The following is a 17668-nucleotide window of genomic DNA, read 5'->3' on the forward strand; positions in this document are numbered from 1 at the left end:
CGAGGAGTCCCGTGCCGGACCGCGCCGACCCCATCGATCCCGTCGAGGAATTGATCCAGGCTTATCGCGCCACGGGCGAAACCGCGTACCTCGAGCGGGCGTGCGAGGACTTGCGCGCGATGCTGCGGGTCACGCCGCTCTCCTGGTTCCGCAATCATCTGCACAGCCAGCTCAGCCGCGCGCTGCGAGACCTGGCCGAGGCCACCTCCGACCGCACCCTGCTCGAGGACGCCATCACCCAGGCGCGGGCCGCCGCCGAGCCGCCGGACGATCCGTGGCGCTACGTCTACTTGAACAACCTCGCCCAGGCGCTGGGCGACCGGTTCGACCGGACCTCCGAGCTCCCCCACCTGGACGAAAGTGAGCAGGTCTACCGGGAGGCCCTGAAGGAGACCCCGGAAGCCGACCTGCGCGGGCTGGCCACGATCCGGAGCGGCCTCGCGACGATGCTGACCCACCGCTTCGATCGCACGGGCGACCGCGGAGTCCTCACCGAGGCCATCGACCTCTGCCGTCCGACGGCGGCGACCGGCGAGCCACGGAGTTCGCACGTACTCGCCTCCCTCCTCGGCACCTGGTTCGACCTCGACGCCGATCCCGCAGTGCTCGGCGAGGCGATCGCCGCCGCCGAACACGCGGTGCGGACGACCGACGAACCCGGCTTGCGGGTCATGGCACTCACGACTCTCGGTGAACTACGCACCAATGCGGCCGTCGCCCTGGGACAGCCGGACGCGCTCGCCCGCGCCGCGGCAGAGCTCACCGAGGCCGTCCGGCTGACGCCGCACGACAACAACCTCTACCCCGGCCGCCTCACCTCGCTCACCAACGTGCAGCACGAGCAGTTCCGTCGCAGCGGCGAGCGACCGCTGGTGGAAGAGGTGACCGCGCGGTTCACGGAGATCCTCGCCTTGACGCCGGCCGGCGACGTCAACCTGCCGGGGCGGCGGGCCAACCTCGCTCTCGCCTTGATCGACCAGTTCCGGTACTTCGGAGTCACCTCCGCCCTGGACGCGGCGTCCGGCCATCTCCACGAAGCACTCGACTCGATGGCGGCGCACGACTCGTTCCGGCCGATGCTGTTGTCCATCCTGGGGTCCGTATACCTCGACACGGCGAACGGACTGGCCGGTCGCGACGAACGCGCGTGCCTCGACACGGCGATCTCGACACTGCGTGAGGCGTTGTCCATCGCACCGGAAAAATTCGCCAGTCGCGGCCTGCTCGCCAACAACCTCGCCATCGCCCTGAGGAAGCATCCGGATCGGGCCGTCCGAGCCGAAGCGGAGGCGTGCTGCCGCACCTGGCTGGCCACGGCCGAGCCGGGCGCCATCGGTCACCAGCTGGTTCGCTCGGCACTCATCGCCGCACTGTCCGACCGGCTCACCTCCGAGCACGACCCCGCACTTCTCGACGAGGCCGAGCAGCTGGTCCGTGCCCTGGCGGCCGAGCAGCCGAAAGATCACCGGATATCAGCCGCGAACCAACTCGCCCTGGTGCGCCTGCTGAAGATTCGCGTCGACAGCTTCGACGCGCCCACGGCCCGCGCCGAGGCGGTCACCGTCCTGCGGGCTGTGCTGGACGCACCCATGGCACCGGAGGACCGGATCCACGCCCACGCCTCTCTCGGTGAGCTCCTCGCCGGCCACGATCGACCCGGCGCCTGCCGTGCTTACCGCGCGGCAGTCGAGCTTCTGGTCCGGATGGTGCCCCGCACTTGGCGACCGGCCGACCGCGAACACGGCTTGAGCCGGTTCTTCGCCCTCGCGTCGGACGCGGCCGCCGCCGCGCTGGCCGCCGGTGAGCCGCACCTCGCGGTCGAACTGCTCGAGCGGGGCCGCGGCATTCTGCTCGGTACGGGCATCACGGACACCACCGACCTCGATCGCCTGGACGCCGCGCACCCGGAGCTCGCAAGGCGATACCGGGAAGTCGATCTGCGGATCGGTGCCCTCCGGACCGACGCGGACTCACCAGCCACACATGCCGAGCTCCTGTTGCGCCGAAGCCTGGAAGCCGGCGAGTCGGACGTCCTGGCCGAAATCCGGAGCAAGCCGGGGTTCGAGCGATTCCTCAGTGGACCCTCGTGCGCCGAGCTCCTGGCACGGTTGCCGGGACCGGCCGTCATCGTGAACGCGAGCAAGCTTCGCTCCGACGCGCTCGTGCTGGCCGACGGCGAGCTCACCGTCGTGCCACTCCCCCGGCTTCGCCACGAGCACCTGGTCGACCAGTCGGCGCGGTTCCTCCAGCACCGGGACCGGTTCGTCATCGGTCCGGCGCTTGCCGCGGTCGACAAGGACACGGTCGATCTCCGTGTCCGCTCGCTGCACAACACCCTCAGCTGGCTGTGGGAAAGCGTGGCCGCGCCGGTACTGGCCGCCCTCGGGCCGCGCCGGCGCGTGTGGTTGTGCCCGACCGGACTGGTGGCGCTCCTGCCGATCCACGCCGCCGGCCGGTACCGGAAGTCCGGCGACGAGCTACCGGAGATCGTCCTGGACCACGTGGTGCCGTCATACGTGCCGACATTGCGGACGTTGCTGCTGCCCGAAGCGCCGCCCGGGAACCAGCGGGCATTGGCGGTGGGGGTCGGCGAAACGCCGGGGTATGCGTCTCTCGGGGCGGCGACCGACGAGGCACTGATCGCGGCCACCGCCCTCCGCGACAGCACCCTGCTCCTCGACGCCGAGGCGACGCGGTCGCGGTTGCTGACGGAACTCCCGCTGCACACCTGGTTCCACTTCGCCGGGCACGGCCGGCAGGACACCTACAGCACGGAAAGTGCCTGCCTGCTGAGCCACGATTACGCTCGCACCGGCGGGCTCACCTTCGCCGACCTCCGCGCGGCTCGCACCGGCCGTGCGCACCTGGCTTACCTCAGCGCCTGCCAATCGTCGTCGGGACGGCTGACCTTGCCCGACGAAGCCGTGCACCTCGCCGGAGCGATGCTGACGGCAGGCTTCGACCGGGTGGTGGCCGCTAACTGGCAGGTGAACGACAGCGTCTCGAAGAACATCGCGGAACGTTTCTACCGCCTCGTCGCGGATCCGTCACCCTCCGCGGCACGATCCGCGGAGGCGCTGCACGCGACGGTGCAGCAGACGCGGATAGCGCTGGACCGTGAGCTGACCGGCGCCGACCGCGACCTCGCTGTCCTGCTGTGGGGTGCCTTCGTACATTTCGGTCGCTGAGCCCATGAAGGCGCCTCTCCGCCGAACCGGGTTCATGGCTTGGGCGCCGCGTCCGGGGCCTTCACCCGCTCCAGCAGCAGCTGCGCCACGTCGCGGACATCGACGTTCTCCGCCTTCTGCTCGCTCTGCCGCTGGACCAGCCCGTCGGTCAGCATCACCCGGCAGAACGGGCAGCCCGTCACGATCGTCTCCGCGTCGGTCGCGATCGCTTCGTCCACGCGCTCCAGGTTGATGCGCTTGCCGATCTGCTCCTCCATCCACATGCGGGCGCCTCCCGCGCCGCAGCACAACGCCCGGTCCGCGTGGCGGGGCATCTCCTCCAGCGTCGCGCCCGTCGCGCCCACCAGTTCGCGGGGCGGCGTGTAGACCTTGTTGTGGCGCCCGAGGTAGCACGGGTCGTGGTAGGTCACCTTCGGACCATCCTCGACCGCCTTCACCGGCGTCAGCTGGCCGCCGCGCACCAGGCGGTTCAGCAGCTGCGTGTGGTGGACGACCTCGTAGTGGCCGTCCAGGTCCGGGTACTCGCGGCCCAGCGTGTTGAGGCAGTGCGGGCACGTCGTGACGATCTTGCGCAGCTTCGGCTCGCGGCCCTCGAACACCGCGTTGAGCGTCTCGGCCGTCTGCTGCGCCATCATCTGGAACAGGAACTCGTTGCCCGCGCGCCGCGCCGGGTCGCCCGTGCAGGACTCCTCCTTGCCGAGCACCACGTACTTCACGCCCGCGATGTGCAGCAATTCGGCCGTGGCGCGGACCGTCTTGCGCGCCTGGTCGTCGAACGCGCCGGCGCAGCCGACCCAGTACACGTACTCGACGTCTTCCGCGAGCTCGCCGTCGAACACCGGGACGTCGAAGCCGAGGTCCTTCGTCCAGGCCAGGCGCTCGGAGTTGTTCTGGCCCCAGGGGTTGCCCTTGGTCTCCAGGTTCTTGAACAGCCCGCCCAGCTCGGTCGGGAACGCCGACTCGATCATCACCTGGTAGCGGCGCATGTCGACGATGTGATCGACGTGCTCGATGTCCACCGGGCACTGCTCGACGCACGCGCCGCAGGTGGTGCACGACCAGAGCACGTCCGGGTCGATCACGCCGCCGTCGGCCTCCGGGCCGACGAGCGGGCGCGCCTCTTCGTGCTCGGTGCCCGCGAGGATGTAGGGCGCCTCCTCGAACAGGTTGTCGCGCAGGTTCATGATGACGAGCTTGGGCGACAACGGCTTTCCGGTGTTCCACGCCGGGCACTGCGACTGGCAGCGGCCGCACTCGGTGCACGTGGCGAAGTCGAGCATGCCCTTCCACGTGAAGTCGCCGATCTTGCCGCGGCCGAACGTGTCGTCCTCGCCCGGGTCCTCGAAGTCGATCGGCTTGCCGCCGGACTCCATCGGCAGCAGCGGGCCGAGCCCGTCCGGCAGGCGTTTCGCCGAGACGTTGATCGGCGCCACGAAGATGTGCAGGTGCTTGGAGTAGAGCACGATCGACAGGAACACCAGCATGACGCCGATGTGCAGCATCAGGCCGACCGTCTCGAGCACCTCGGTCGTCGAGTGCCCGAGCGGCTCCAGGAGGTTCCCGACGCCGAGCGAGACGTACGCGCCGTTGTCGTACGGGAAGTTGCCGGACGCCGACGACGCGCCGCGGAAGAAGAACATCGTCCAGACGACGTTGAAGATCATGAAGAGGATCAGCCACGCGCCGCCGGTGTGCGAGCCGTAGAAGCGCGACGCGCGGTCCTTGCGCTCGGGGGCGTTCCGGATCCGGATCACCGTGAAGACGCCCAGCGAGACCGCCACCATGACGGCGATGAAGTCCTGCAGGAAGCCGAGCACCGCCCAGTGGCCGATCCACGGGATCGCGAACCGCTCGTCGAAGAGCGCGCCGTACGCCTCGAGGTACACCGAAGCGAGGATCACGAAGCCCCAGAACGTGAAGAAGTGCGCCAGGCCGGGCACCGACCACTTCAGGAGCTTGCGCTGGCCGAACACCTCGCGCACCTGCGCGAAGACGCGGGCGCCCAGGTCGTCCGACCGCTTGGTGTCGGGCTGGCCGGCCTTGATCAGCCGGTACAGGAACGCCACCCGCTTGCCGGCGACGGCGAGGCCGACGACCGTCATGAGCAGGCCGAGAATCAGACGAACGAGCACGAGTCCTCCGGTCGTACTTTGAAGGAACGGCTCAATGCGAGCCGGTGTAGTAGCGGCACGCCTTGCACGCGTACCGCATCTTCGCGACCCGCCAGTGTTTCCGGTACAGATCGAGGTCGGGCGACCGGCGGACGCCGAGGCGCTGGTAGCGCCCGGGACGGCGGCGGCCGGTTTCGTACTGCTCGGTCGCGCGGCCGAGGTGGGCACGCCGCAGCACGCACCCCCGCGTCCCGCAGCGGCCGAGCGCGTCGCGGCAGAACCGGTGCAGCAGCACCAGTTCCCCGGTGACTTCTTCGACCACGCCGTAGCCGGGATGCGCACCCGGCCCGGCGAGCCGCACCGGCAGCCCGCAGTACCCACACTTGAGGGTGCAGGAGAGGCAGCCGGCGATGTGCCTGAGCCGCAGTTCGCGCCGGTCTTCGGAGCCGGCTCCCCGGACGCGCGACGCCATGAGGCCTCCTCCGGCGACTGTGATCGGCACCACTGACTACTGGAGGGTAATGAGGAGGTCACTTCGCGCGACAGGACCGAACAGCCTAGTTTCCTTGCTCCGTTCAGCGTAAAACTCGAAGCAAGGATGACCTTACTGTCCGTACACCGGACGTCATAGTCCCGGAAATCGCACGTTCGGCCCTGCTGTCGCGGCGGTGTCCCCCGCCACAATCCGGGCATGACCTATCGCCACGTCCCGTACCGGCCGGCCCGCGTGCCCGCCGCCGAAGCCGTCGCCGAGGCCGCCGCCCTGCGGCGGCGGATGGAAGCGCGGCGCTCGGTCCGGATGTTCTCCCCCGACCCGGTGCCCGAAGGCGCGGTGCTCGACGCGATCGCGGTGGCCTCCACGGCCCCCAGCGGCGCGCACCAGCAGCCGTGGACGTTCGTCCTCGTCACCGATCCGCAAGTGCGGCAGACGATCCGTGAGGCCGCCGAAGCGGAGGAGCGGATCTCCTACGACGGCCGGCTCGGCGACGAATGGCTCGACGCGCTGCGGCCGTTGGGCACCGACGCGGTGAAGCCCCACCTGACCGACGCGCCGTACCTGATCGTCGTGTTCCAGCAGCGGTTCGCGCTCGACGACGAGGGTGGCGTCCACAAGCACTACTACGTCGACGAGTCGGTGGGCATCGCGGTCGGCATGCTGCTGACGGCGTTGCAGGTGGCCGGGCTGGCGGCGTTGACGCACACGCCGTCGCCGATGCGGTTCCTCGGCGCGTTGCTCGGCCGTCCCCGCAACGAACGCGCGTTCGCGGTGATCCCGGTCGGCTACCCGGCCGACGACTGCGTCGTGCCGGACCTGCGGCGCAAGTCCCTCGACGAGGTGCTGGTCCGGATCTGAGGAGCTCAGCAGGACGGCAGGCCGCCCGGCACCTCGGTGAACAGCGGCCCCGACAGCCGGTCCGCGCCCCTGTCGCGCCACCACTCGCTTTCGTCCGCGCGCCCGATCCCGGTCACGGCGACCTCCGCGCCGGCCAGGTGGGCCGCCTCGATCAGCGCCGTCAGCGAGCGGTCCACCAGCGGGTGTTCGCGGCGGGCCACCAGGTTCGCCGCCACGCGGACCGCGCGCGCCGGGAACTCGGTGAGGCACGTGACGTCGCCGAAGTCGTGGATCTCCGCGCCCACGCCGATTTCCGCCAGCACCTTCAGGTTGTCGGCCGCGTCGCCGGAGTCGGCGAGCAGGGTCGTCGACGGGAAGCCCGGCCGCAGCCGCTCGGGCGCCAAACCCGTCGACTCCAGCACGCCACGGATCTCGCCGACCAGCTCGGGGTCGGCGGCCTGGTGCGTCGTCAGCTCGACGGTCAGCGGCACCGGGACGTCGGCCGCCGCGACCCGCTCGACCGCCGTGCGCAGGAGCCACGTGCCCAGCGGCAGCGCCAGACCTGTCTCTCCCGCCAGGCGCACGCACGTCTCGTGCGACAGCACGCCTTCGGTGGGATGCTTCCAGCGCAGCCGCGCCTCGACGCCCCGCACCGAGCCGTCCACCGCGGCCACCAGCGGCCGGTAGCCGACCTCGACTTCGCCGTTCTCCCACGCGCCCGCCATCGCCGCGGCGAGACCGAAGTCGTGGCGGTCGCGGCGGTCCAGCTCGCGGTCGAACAGGCCCCACTGGGCCCCGGCCCGCTGCACGCGGCGCAGCGTCAGGTCCGACGCGCGCAGCAGCTCGGCCGGCGTGATGTCGCGCGGCGGCCGGTGGACGACCCCGATGCTGGCCGACACCGCGACACCGCGGTCGCCGTCCACGTAGTCCGGCTCCGCCAGCTCGTGGGTGATCCGGCGGACGAGCGTCAGGACGCCCGGGGTGTCCGCGGTGTTCTGCAGCAGCACGCCGAATTCGTCGCCGCCGAGGCGCGCCACGAGGGCCTTCTCGCCTTCGAACACCGCCTTCAGCTTTCCCGCGACCCCGCGCAGCACGCGGTCGCCGAGGTCCTGGCCGAGCCCGCCGGTGATCTGCGAGAAGCCGTCGAGGTCGAGGTGGAACAGCGTGACGCCGCGGGCCGCGTCGGCGTCGCGCAGCAGGTTCTCGAGGCGGGTGCTGAAGAACTGCCGGTTCGGCAGCGCCGTCAGCACGTCGTGCAGGGCCTGGTGGGAAAGCCGCCGCTGCAGCAGCGAGACCTCGGTGTCGTCGTCGACGATCGTGATCAGCTGCCGGGGCGCGCCGACCGCGTCGCGGATCACCGACGCGGCGAAGGTGGCCCACATCGGCTCGCCGTCCTTGCCGACCAGCCGGCGTCCGACGCGCAGCCGGTGCAGCCGGCCGGCCACCAGTTCCCCGTACGCCTCCCGCAGCTGCTCGACCTCCTCCGGGTGGATTAGGTCGAACAGGGTCATCGCGGCGAGTTCGGCCGGCGTGCGGTTGAGCGTCTTGGCGAGCGCCGCGTTGGCGCGCAGCACCCGGCCGTCCAGCTCGGTGAGCGCGACACCGCTGGCCGAGCCGGCGAACACCTCTTCGAACTGCGCGCGCGTGATGACCTGCTTCTGCCGCGTCTCCTGCTCGACCTTCAGCAGCGCCCGGCTCAGGCCTTCCTGACGCTTCTGGATGTCTTCGCGCAACGTTTCGCCGTAGCCCGAGCTGAGCGCGCCGAGCACCAGCACCACCCGCTCGGCGAGCCCGTCGACCAGGCGCAGCTCCGGCTCGCGCAGCAGGGCCTTGCCGAGCACCTCCAGGCTGCGGCGCAGGCTGTCCGCGCCGACGCAGCGCAGCTCGACGAGCCGGGTGCCCGTGGCCGCGGCTTCCTCGAGCTCCGGCGGATCGCTCGCGACCGCTTCGAACAGCCGGCCGACCAGCACCGCCAGCTCGCGCTCGATCTCCTCGGGCGTGTGCGGCAGGTACGCGGTGGTGCCGATCAGGTAGCCCCATTTGCGCGCCAAGGTGCCGAGCCGCCTCGCCGCACGTTCGGCGGACGGCTTCTTCCGCGGGTCGTCACCGCGGGGATGGGGAGCAGTCACCTCAGCCTGTCCTGGGTTTCGTTCACACTCCGGGTCGGGTAGCCGATATATCTTGGCGCGAAATTGCGTCCGGTGCACGAAACGGCATTCATCCAATCGAGTGATAACCCTGCGGAGCGATCGCCAGGCGATCCCGAAGCCACGACCGGGTGGCATCACGGTAGTTCGCCGCGTTTTCGTGCAACACAACGGAATGACCGGCACCCGGCAGGACGTACATCGACAGTTTCGACGGATCGGCGTAGTAGGGCGCTTCCTGCGCGCGCACCACGTTGACGTCCGCACAGTCACGCAGCGCGAGCAGGCCGCAGAAAAGAACGTCCTTTTCTCCCACCACCTGGAAAACCGGTACGGTAATTCCCCTCGTCGCCGGCAACACGATCCCGAACAGCGCGACCGTGCCCATCCCGGGCACCGAAACCTGGTCCTTGGCCGCTTCGTCCGCGGCGATCACGGCGGGGTCGGAATCGGCCGCCGCGTAGAACAGCCCGGCCCGCGCCCCCGGCCTCGTCGTGAAGTACAACGGGTCGCTGCCGAGCCGGCCCAGCCGGCCGTCGAGCAACGCGGGCTGCAGGCCGAGCGCCGCGCCGATCGCCAAGACGGGCAACGCGGGCAGGTGCGTGATACCGGTGAGGACCACGCCGTCGACGGCGGTCAGTGAAGCGAGCAGGACTCCGCAGGCGAACAAGGCTGACGTCACCTTGACGGGCAGCTTCACGCCGCACTCCCTCTGGACTCGGACAGGTGAACGAACTCGGAGACACTACACCTGGTAGCCGAACGGGCACCGTCAGGTCCGCGGCACCACGGTCATCGGCGTTCGACCTCCGGGTGCTGCCCGAGCTCGTGGAAGAACCAGGCCAGCGCGACGGCCGTGGTCTCGGCGCCGGTGGTTTCGAAGTGGCCAGGCCGTCGCCGAAGAGCGGGCGCATCTTGTCGAAGACCAGGCCCTTGTCGAACTTGTCGGCGTCGGTGGCCAGCACCTGCCAGGACAGTTCGGGCGTCGTGACCACGTGCACCGGCAGCGGCCCGAGCCGGAGTTCGACGACTTCTCCGTGCGCCGGAAGGGAAGTGAAGAGCTTCAGCGGGTCGCGCAGCAGCGGCACCGTGTGCCCGAGCACGGGCCACCGGCCGGGAACGGGACGCGCGCCGGTCATGTCTCCTCCTCGCGACCGGGCCACCCTAACGGGGCAGCGGGCGGGCCGAGCGCGGGTCCACACGAACGGAGGGCGCTACACTCCGCCCTCTCGAAGCCCTCTCGAACGAGGGTGGGAGGTCCCCATGACCGGGGAGCTGAGCTGGGTACCGCCGGAGATCGACACCACGGTGCCGAACCCGGCGCGAACACCCTCCCGTACGCCGGGGTCGGCCGGAGACCCTGAGCTTCGGGCCGCCGAACGTCATGAACGACCCTTTCATGCCGCCGGACGAGGTGAACGAGTCGTTCATGACATCCCGGCAACGTCAGAACCCGACTCTGGCAGCCGACACCAGTCGCGGCAGACCACTCACCGCAGGGAGAACGTCGCCAGGTTCACCGGCCCGTCGAAGGTCAGGTACACGTCGTGGCGACCGGTCGCCTTCGCCAGCGCCGCGGTCACCATCGTGTACGCGTACCGGTCCTCCGTGGACGCCACCGAAGCCGTGCCCAGGACCCGGCCGGCCGGTGAGTCCAACCGCACCGTGACACGCGCCGACTCCACTGTGGACACCGATGCCGTGAACCGCGAAGGGCCGTTCAAGGCGACGTCGCGATACGCCAGCCAGCTCCCGGCCACGGCCGCGACCGAGGTGCCCGACGTCTTGGCCGTGTCCGTCAACGTCGTCCCGGCGTAGTCGTCGAAGTTCTGCGCCTGGGTGGGACGGCTCAGGTCGCGCGGCGCGGGCCGCTCCCCCGGCACGAACACCGGCTGCGCCGCGGAGAGGTCGGAAGCGTTGCGGCCCACGGAGAAGTCGTACACCCCCTGCTCCACCACGGACCGGTCGCGGGAGACGTCCCACGACGCCAGGTCCGCCACGGGAACGGAGAACCGGACCGTCCGCGTCTCGTGCGGTTTCAGCGTCACGCGCGAGAAGTCCCGCAGCCGCTGCACACCGGACGCCTTCGAGTAGAGCTGGACGACGTCGGTCCCGGAGCGAGCACCCGTGTTCGTCACGTCCACGCTGACCTGCACAGAAGAGCCAGAGCGTGAAGCACGCACCGCGCCATACCGGAAGCTTGTGTAGCTGAGCCCGTAACCGAAGGGGTACAACGGCTTCCCGCGGTAATATTGGTAGGTCATCCCGGTTTTTGCGATGTCGTAGTCGAGGATGCTCGGCAGTCCGGCGTCGGAGGCGTACCAGGTCTGGGTGAGCCGTCCGCTCGGGTCGTGGTCGCCGAAGAGGACGTCGGCGACCGCGTGCCCGGTCTCCTGCCCCGCGTGGCTCGTCCACACGATCCCCGGCACCGGCAGCGTGTCCCAGCCGGTCGTCGGGTAGCTGTTCTCCACCACCACGACCGTGTGCGGATTGACCTTAGAAACCGCTTCGATCAGCGCCCGCTGCGCCGGGGCGAGCGAAGTGCTCGTCCGGTCGTTCGCCTCGCGGCCGTTGATGAACGGCATGCTGCCGACCACGACAACGGCCGTGTCCGCGCCCCGCGCCGCGGCGACCGCCGACGAAACCCCGCTGGTGAGCACCTCGCGGCCGAACTTCGTCGCGTGCGCCGCGTCGGGCGCGGAAATCGTGAGGACCCCGTCGGCGCCGACGACGGCGTAGCGGTTCGGGCCGAACCACGGCTCGGTGACCTCGTTGCCCGCGTACTCGAGCACGTAGCTGCCGTCGGGCTGGACGTCGAGCTTGAGCTGCTGCTGCACGAACCACCCGGTGGGCTGGTCGGCGTCGTTCACCAGCGCGCCGCCGGAGAAGCTCAGGAACTTGCCGTTCGCCGCCGCGCGCAGGGTGTTCTTGCCCGCACCCCAGTCGTAGACGTCGAAGGACTCGGGGGTGCCCGCGACGGTCCCGCCCGCGGTCACCTTGCCGGGCGCGGACGGCGCCGTCAGGTACCGGCCGGTCGAGAGGTCCTTGAGCGCGATCCGGTCGACGCCTTCGGACGACGCCACCGTGCCCGCCGCGCCCAGGCGTTCCGCGATGCCCCGCGCCGGCGTGACGCGGTAGGGCATCGAGCCGCTGTACCAGTCCTCGTACAGCGTGTCGGACAGCGGGCCGACGACGGCGACGCGCCGGTTCTTCGCCGCGTCCAGGGGCAGCGCACCAGCGTTGTTGCGCAGCAGGACGACCTGCTCGTCGGCCACCTTGCGCGCGAGCGCCCGGTGCTCGGGCGAGTCGATCACCGCCGGGGTGATCTTCGCGTACGGGTTGCGGCCCGGCGGGTCGAACTCGCCGAGCCGGAAGCGCAGCGACAGCAGGTGCCGGTCGGCCTTCTCGACGTCGGCCATGGTCAGCAACCCGCGGGTCAGCGCTTCTTTCACGGCCTCGACGGTGATCGAGCCGTTGGTGTCGTTGTCGGTGAAGCTGTCGAGCCCGGCCTTGATGGCCGCCGCGTCCGCTTCCGCCTTGGTGGCGTAGTACTTCTCGGAGTTGACGAGGTTGGACGGGGCGCCGGCGTCGCTGACGACGGCGATGTCCTGGGGCGCCCACTTCCGCAGCAGGCCGCCGAGGTCGGGGCTCACGGTGTTCGGCCGCCCGTTGACCAGGTTGTACGACGGCATGACGCCGTTCGCCGCGCCGGCCTGCAGCGGGATCTTGAACGCCTGTTCGTCGTAGTCGTGCAGGATCTTGGGCGGCACGGAGGAGTTGCTGGTGTCGCGGCTGACCTCGTTGTTGTAGGCGAGGTAGTGCTTCAGCGTCGGGGCGGCCTGCAGGTAGCGCGGGTCGTCGCCCTGGATGCCGTGGCCGTACGCCGTCGCGAGCTCGCCCGTGAGGTACGGGTCCTCGGAGTAGCCCTCCTCGTTGCGGCCCCACCGCGGATCGCGCAGCAGGTTGACCACCGGCGCCCACAGGTTGAGGCCCCACAGCGTCGGGTTGCGCGCGTGGAAACCGCGCGCCTCCTGCCCGACGGCCGCGCCGACCTGCTTGACCAGCGCCGGGTCCCAGGTCGAAGCCAGGCCGATGGCCTGCGGGAATACCGTCCCGTCGGCTTTGACCACCGCGCCGTTGTTGTCGTAGTCGGTCGACCAGGCGACGCCGTGGAGCGCCTCGGTGCCGGTCTTGAACACGCCGATGCCCAGGCGCGGGATGGCCGGCTCGTACTGGTGCAGCAGCGAGATCTTCTCGTCGGCCGTCAACCGGGACAGCAGGTCGTCGATCCGCGTCGCGAGGGGCAACGCCGGGTCGCGGAACGGCATCGGGGGTGCCGCGAGCGCCGGCGCGGGCGCCAGGAGCAGGGTGGCGGCCACCAGCGGGACGAGGGCGCGGCGGAGCGGGGACTGGCGCACGAACGGCCTCCCGTAATCGTCGAATCGTTTCGACAGTGCGGCGCGGAACATTCGCGTCGAGGGTGAGGATGGTGACGACTATTACAGTCGCGCGAGTGCGCGGTCAAGACTTCCTGGGAGCGCACCCAGGAAGTCCGGCCGACTCCGAAAACTGCGCGTTGAGCTGCGGGAAGATCCCTCATCAGGGGTGTTCGACAGTTTCGACGCACGCCCTGATCGTCGAATGGGAATCGAATATCCGCGGACGGTAAATCCTGCTTGTGTTCCGGCCGGGTGTCACTTACCTTCGTGCCATCGTCGATGCGCTTCGACTGACGTTCCGCTCCGCACGTCCTCAGGAGGCCGCCCGTGGTCACGATCAACGACGTCGCCACGGCGGCGGGCGTGGCACCCAGCACGGTGTCGTACGTGATCAGCGGCAAGCGCTCGATCTCGCCGAAGACCCGGCGGCTGGTCGAGGAGAGTATCCGCAAGCTCGGCTACCACCCGCACGCCGGGGCCCGCGCGCTCGCCAGCAGCAAGACGAACGTGCTCGCCCTGGTCGTGCCGCTGCGCACGGACCTCAACGTCGCCGTGGTGATGGAGTTCGTCGCCTCGGCGGTCACCGCGGCCCGCGCGCACGACCACGACCTGCTGCTGCTCACCAAGGACGAAGGCCCCGCCGCGCTGCAGCGGGTGGCGTCGTCGGCGATCGCCGACGCGCTGATGGTGATGGACATCGAAGCCGCCGACCCGCGGGTGCCGATGCTCATCGCGCTCGACCTGCCGGTGGTGCTCATCGGCGTGCCGGACCACCCGGCCGGGCTGAGCTGCGTGGACCTGGACTTCACCGCCGCCGGCTCGGCGTGCGTCGCGCACCTGGCCGACCTCGGCCACCGCTCGGTCGCGCTGATCGGCCCCTCCCCCGCCGTCTACCGGCGCGGCACGAGCTACGCGACCCGGTTCCTGCGCGGGTTCGACGACGCCGCGAAGAGCCACGACATCCGGGCGACGAACCGGCCGTGCGCCCACTCCTACGAAGCGGTGAGCGCCTGCCTCGACGACCTGCTCGCCGCCGACCCGGACCTGACCGGCCTGGTCGTGCACAACGAGGCCGTGCTGCCCGGGCTGCTCTCGGACCTGCGCCACCGCGGGCTGAGGGTGCCCGAGGACATCTCCGTCGTCGCGGTCTGCCCGGACAGCATGGCCGAGCAGCACCCGGTCGCGCTGACCACGGTCGCCATCCCGGCCGAAGAGGTCGGGGCGCAGGCCGTCGAGATGACCATGCGCCGGCTCGCCGGCCACACCACCCCCGAGGTCCGGCTCCTCGGACCCCGCCTCACCCGGCGCGACAGCACCGCCGCGCCGCGAGCCTGACTGTGTTGTTCATTGCCAATCCGGCCACGGCCACGGCCACGGCCGGATCGGCCCGTAGCAACGGCTACGTGCCGCTCCGGGGCGGCCTGCCTTTGGCCGGATTGGCAACTCGGGTTCTGCTCCAGCGTCGAAGGAGGATCACCATGTCCCTACCCCGTCGCGCCCTGATCCTGGCCGCGAGCGCCGCGCTGCTGACCGCGTGCAGCCCCAGCCCCAGCGCCCCGTCGACCGGCACCGACGCCGGCGCCCCGGCCGCCACGTCCATCACCGAACTCGACTACTACGCCGACGAGCAGGGTTCCGCCGCCTGGCAGAAGATCCTCGACACCTGCGCCACGCAGACCGGGATCAAGATCCAGCGCCAGACCGTGCCGACCGCCCAGATGCTGCCGAAGGTCCTGCAGGGCGCGAGCTCCAAGACGCTGCCGGACCTGCTCTTCACCGACAACCCGACGCTGCAGCAGGTGGCCGCGACCGGCGCGCTGACCCCGCTGGACGGCTACGGCATCACCACCGACGGCTACTACCCGAGCATCGTCAAGGCGGGGACCTACCAGGACAAGGTGTACGGCGTCGCCCCCGGCGTCAACGGCCTCGCGCTCATTTACAACAAGGACCTCCTCACCGCGGCCGGCGTGGAGGCGCCCAAGACGTGGGACGAGCTCAAGGCCGCCGCGGCGAAGCTCACCAAGGACGGTAAGTACGGCCTCGCCTTCTCCGCGATCCCGTCCGAAGAGGGCACCTGGCAGTTCCTGCCGTTCTTCTGGAGCAACGGCGCCGAACTGTCCCAGCTGGACTCCGCGCAGTCCGTGAAAGCGCTTCAATTCGTCACCGACCTCGTGAACTCCGGGACGGCGTCGAAGTCCGTGGTGACGTGGAACCAGAACGACGTCGCCGATCAGTTCGTCGCGGGCAACGCGGCGATGATGGTCAACGGGTCCTGGAACCTGGCCCGGCTCGACGAGCAGAAGTCCCTGCACTACGGCGTCGTGCCGATCCCGGTGCCGCAGGCGGGCGGGAAGCCCGTCGTCGCGCTCGGCGGGGAGGTCGGCACCGTGCCGGTCACCAGCGGCCCTGCCCAGCAGGCCGCCGGCAAGGTGCTCTCCTGCATCCTCTCGGAGCCGACGATGCTCGAGTGGAGCAAAGCGCACGCCTACATCCCGTCGAAGACGGCCGCCGCGGCCAAGTTCGGCGCGCAGCAGCCGGCGATGCAGGCGTTCGTCGACGAGGTCGGCTCCGCCCGCTCCCGCACGGCCGAACTCGGCGAGAAGTACCCCAAGGTCTCGCAGGCGCTGGCCGACGCGATCCAGGCGGCGCTGACCGGGAAGCAGCCGGCCGACCAGGCCCTGAAGGCCGCGCAACAGGCGAGCGGTTCGTGACCTTGGTGGCTCCGGCCGTCGCGGCTCCTCCCCGCGCCGGCCGGAAACCCCGGCGGGACAACCGGTTCGCCGCGTGGTTGTTCCTGCTGCCGGCCCTGGTCTACATCGTCGTGTTCTTCGGGTACCCGCTCGCGGCGAACGTCGTGATGAGCACTCAGAACTACACGGTGAAGTCGTTCTACACCGGCGAAGCGCCCTTCGTCGGCTTCGCCAACTATGCCGCCGTGTTCGGCAACCCGCTCTTCTCCACGGCGGTCGTCAACACCGTGCTGTTCACGGCCGGGTCGCTCGTCTTCCAATTCGGCATCGGCCTCGCGCTCGCCGTCTTCTTCAGCGGCCGTTTCCTCGGCAGCGCTCTGCTGCGGTCACTGCTCTTGCTGCCCTGGCTCCTGCCGCTCGTGGTCAGCGGCGCGGTCTGGCGGTGGATGTTCGACCAGGACCACGGCGTGCTGAACGCGGCCCTGCGGTTCGCCGGCTTCGACGCGGTGCCGTGGCTGAGCAGCACCGGCTGGGCGCTGCCCGCGGTGATCCTCACGAACATCTGGATCGGCATCCCGTTCAACCTGGTGATCCTGCACGGCGGGCTGCGCGCGATCCCCGCGTCGCTCTACGAAGCCGCGTCGCTGGACGGCGCGGGCGCGTGGCAGCGGTTCCGGCACGTCACGTGGCCGCTGCTGCGGCCGGTCACCGGGATCGTGCTCATGCTCGGGCTGGTCTACACGATCAAGGTGTTCGACGTGATCATGGTCGTCACCGGCGGCGGGCCGGCCAACGCGACGCAGACGCTCACGACGTGGTCCTACCGCCTGTCCTTCCAGGACTTCGCGTTCGGGCAGGGTGCCGCGGTCGGCAATGTGCTCATCCTGGTGGCGACGGCGTTCGGGTTGCTGTACCTGCGCTCGGCGAAGGCGACCCTGGCCGAGGCCGCGGCATGAAAGCCCGGACGGTCTTCGGCGTCCTGATCGTCGCGGTGCTGCTGTTCCCGCTGTACTGGATGGTCAACGCCTCCCTGCAGCCCAGCGGCGCGCTGCTGCGCCCGGACCCGGCGTTCTTCCCCGTCGACGGCACCCTGGACGGTTATCGCAAGGCGTTGTCCTCCCAAGGGCCACACCTGCTCTCCAGCGTCGTCGTCGCGCTCGGGACCGTGCTCGTGTCGCTCGCGATCGCCGCACCCGCGTCGTACGCGCTGGCCCAGCTGAAGGTGCGCGGCGGGCCGGTGCTGGTGTTCGTGCTGCTCATCGTGCAGATGATCCCGGGCATCGTGATGGCCAACGCGCTCTACACCGTGTTCAGCAACCTCGGCCTGATCGACGACTACCTCGGGCTGGTGCTGGCGGACTCGACCGCGACGATCCCGTTCGCGGTGCTCCTGCTGCGGGCGTTCATGATCTCCGTGCCGAAGGAGCTCACCGAAGCGTCGCGAGTGGACGGTGCCGGGTACTGGCGGACGTTCCGTTCGATCATCCTCCCGGTCAGCCGCAACGCGCTGGTCACCGCCGGGCTGTTCTCGTTCCTGTTCGCGTGGGCGGACTTCCTCTTCGCCGTCACCCTCACCACCGGGCAGTCGTTCGAGCCCATCACGGTGGGCATCTACCGGTTCGTCGGCAACCAGTCCGCCGACTGGAACGGGATCATGGCCACCGCCGTCCTCGCCGCGGTCCCCGCGGCCGTCCTGCTCGTCGTGGCCCAGCGGTACGTCGTCGCCGGGCTGACCAGCGGCGCCGTCAAAGACTAAG

The 17668-nt window shown here is 70.2% G+C and carries 10 protein-coding genes and 2 pseudogenes; 6 read left to right on the top strand and 6 right to left on the bottom strand.

Annotated features, from left to right (window positions below; all coding sequences use genetic code 11):
* The first annotated feature begins 11 nt into the window (after positions 1-11).
* On the top strand, positions 12-3188 hold the full coding sequence (locus tag AB0N03_RS24605; protein ID WP_364376014.1) for a CHAT domain-containing protein: 3177 nt from the start codon (positions 12-14) through the stop codon (positions 3186-3188).
* 32 nt (positions 3189-3220) lie between these two features.
* Here the strand turns inward: AB0N03_RS24605 and AB0N03_RS24610 are convergent, their stop codons facing one another.
* The gene (locus AB0N03_RS24610; protein WP_364376017.1) at positions 3221-5320 is read right to left on the bottom strand and encodes a (Fe-S)-binding protein; all 2100 of its coding nucleotides are present in this window, start codon (positions 5318-5320) and stop codon (positions 3221-3223) included.
* A 31-nt stretch (positions 5321-5351) separates the two neighbouring features.
* Positions 5352-5771, bottom strand: a complete 420-nt coding sequence (locus AB0N03_RS24615; protein ID WP_364376020.1) for a hypothetical protein — start codon at positions 5769-5771, stop codon at positions 5352-5354.
* A 219-nt stretch (positions 5772-5990) separates the two neighbouring features.
* On the opposite strand from AB0N03_RS24615, the gene AB0N03_RS24620 reads away from it, so the two are divergent.
* Positions 5991-6653 carry a nitroreductase family protein gene (locus AB0N03_RS24620; protein WP_364376023.1) on the top strand — a complete coding sequence of 221 codons (663 nt, stop codon included), beginning with the start codon at positions 5991-5993 and terminating at the stop codon, positions 6651-6653.
* Between the two features lie 5 nt (positions 6654-6658).
* On the opposite strand, the gene AB0N03_RS24625 is transcribed toward AB0N03_RS24620, so the two are convergent.
* The 4 genes and pseudogenes from AB0N03_RS24625 to AB0N03_RS24640 form a co-directional block, all read right to left on the bottom strand.
* A complete protein-coding gene (locus tag AB0N03_RS24625; protein WP_364376026.1) occupies positions 6659-8761 on the bottom strand; it encodes an EAL domain-containing protein in 2103 nt (700 codons plus the stop codon).
* Positions 8762-8849: 88 nt separating this feature from the next.
* Positions 8850-9410 (bottom strand): annotated as a pseudogene (locus AB0N03_RS24630) (alpha/beta hydrolase); the annotation flags it as partial.
* A 247-nt stretch (positions 9411-9657) separates the two neighbouring features.
* Positions 9658-9918, bottom strand: a pseudogene (locus tag AB0N03_RS24635) (cytochrome P450); the annotation flags it as partial.
* Between the two features lie 351 nt (positions 9919-10269).
* On the bottom strand, positions 10270-13197 hold the full coding sequence (locus AB0N03_RS24640; RefSeq protein ID WP_364376029.1) for a glycoside hydrolase family 3 C-terminal domain-containing protein: 2928 nt from the start codon (positions 13195-13197) through the stop codon (positions 10270-10272).
* 348 nt (positions 13198-13545) lie between these two features.
* Here AB0N03_RS24640 and AB0N03_RS24645 point away from each other — a divergent pair, with 348 nt between their 5' ends.
* The 4 genes from AB0N03_RS24645 (at position 13546) to AB0N03_RS24660 (ending at position 17667) form a co-directional block, all read left to right on the top strand.
* The gene (locus AB0N03_RS24645; RefSeq protein ID WP_364376032.1) at positions 13546-14553 is read left to right on the top strand and encodes a LacI family DNA-binding transcriptional regulator; all 1008 of its coding nucleotides are present in this window, start codon (positions 13546-13548) and stop codon (positions 14551-14553) included.
* Positions 14554-14696: 143 nt separating this feature from the next.
* The gene (locus tag AB0N03_RS24650) at positions 14697-15932 is read left to right on the top strand and encodes a sugar ABC transporter substrate-binding protein (RefSeq protein WP_364376035.1); all 1236 of its coding nucleotides are present in this window, start codon (positions 14697-14699) and stop codon (positions 15930-15932) included.
* 2 nt (positions 15933-15934) lie between these two features.
* Entirely contained in the window at positions 15935-16867 is a 933-nt protein-coding gene (locus AB0N03_RS24655) for a sugar ABC transporter permease (protein WP_364376289.1), read from the top strand.
* Positions 16864-17667, top strand: a complete 804-nt coding sequence (locus AB0N03_RS24660) for a carbohydrate ABC transporter permease (protein WP_364376038.1) — start codon at positions 16864-16866, stop codon at positions 17665-17667. The genes AB0N03_RS24655 and AB0N03_RS24660 overlap by 4 nt, the downstream gene beginning before the upstream one ends.
* Position 17668: the final 1 nt, after the last annotated feature.

Source organism: Amycolatopsis sp. NPDC051061 (genome assembly GCF_040682935.1).
GTDB lineage: Bacteria > Actinomycetota > Actinomycetes > Mycobacteriales > Pseudonocardiaceae > Amycolatopsis.

Coding starts and splice junctions, on each gene's coding strand:
- AB0N03_RS24615 (WP_364376020.1), bottom strand. CDS start 5,771: ATGGCGTCGCGCGTCCGGGGAGCCGGCTCCGAAGACCGGCGCGAACTG.
- AB0N03_RS24620 (WP_364376023.1), top strand. CDS start 5,991: ATGACCTATCGCCACGTCCCGTACCGGCCGGCCCGCGTGCCCGCCGCC.
- AB0N03_RS24650 (WP_364376035.1), top strand. CDS start 14,697: ATGTCCCTACCCCGTCGCGCCCTGATCCTGGCCGCGAGCGCCGCGCTG.
- AB0N03_RS24660 (WP_364376038.1), top strand. CDS start 16,864: ATGAAAGCCCGGACGGTCTTCGGCGTCCTGATCGTCGCGGTGCTGCTG.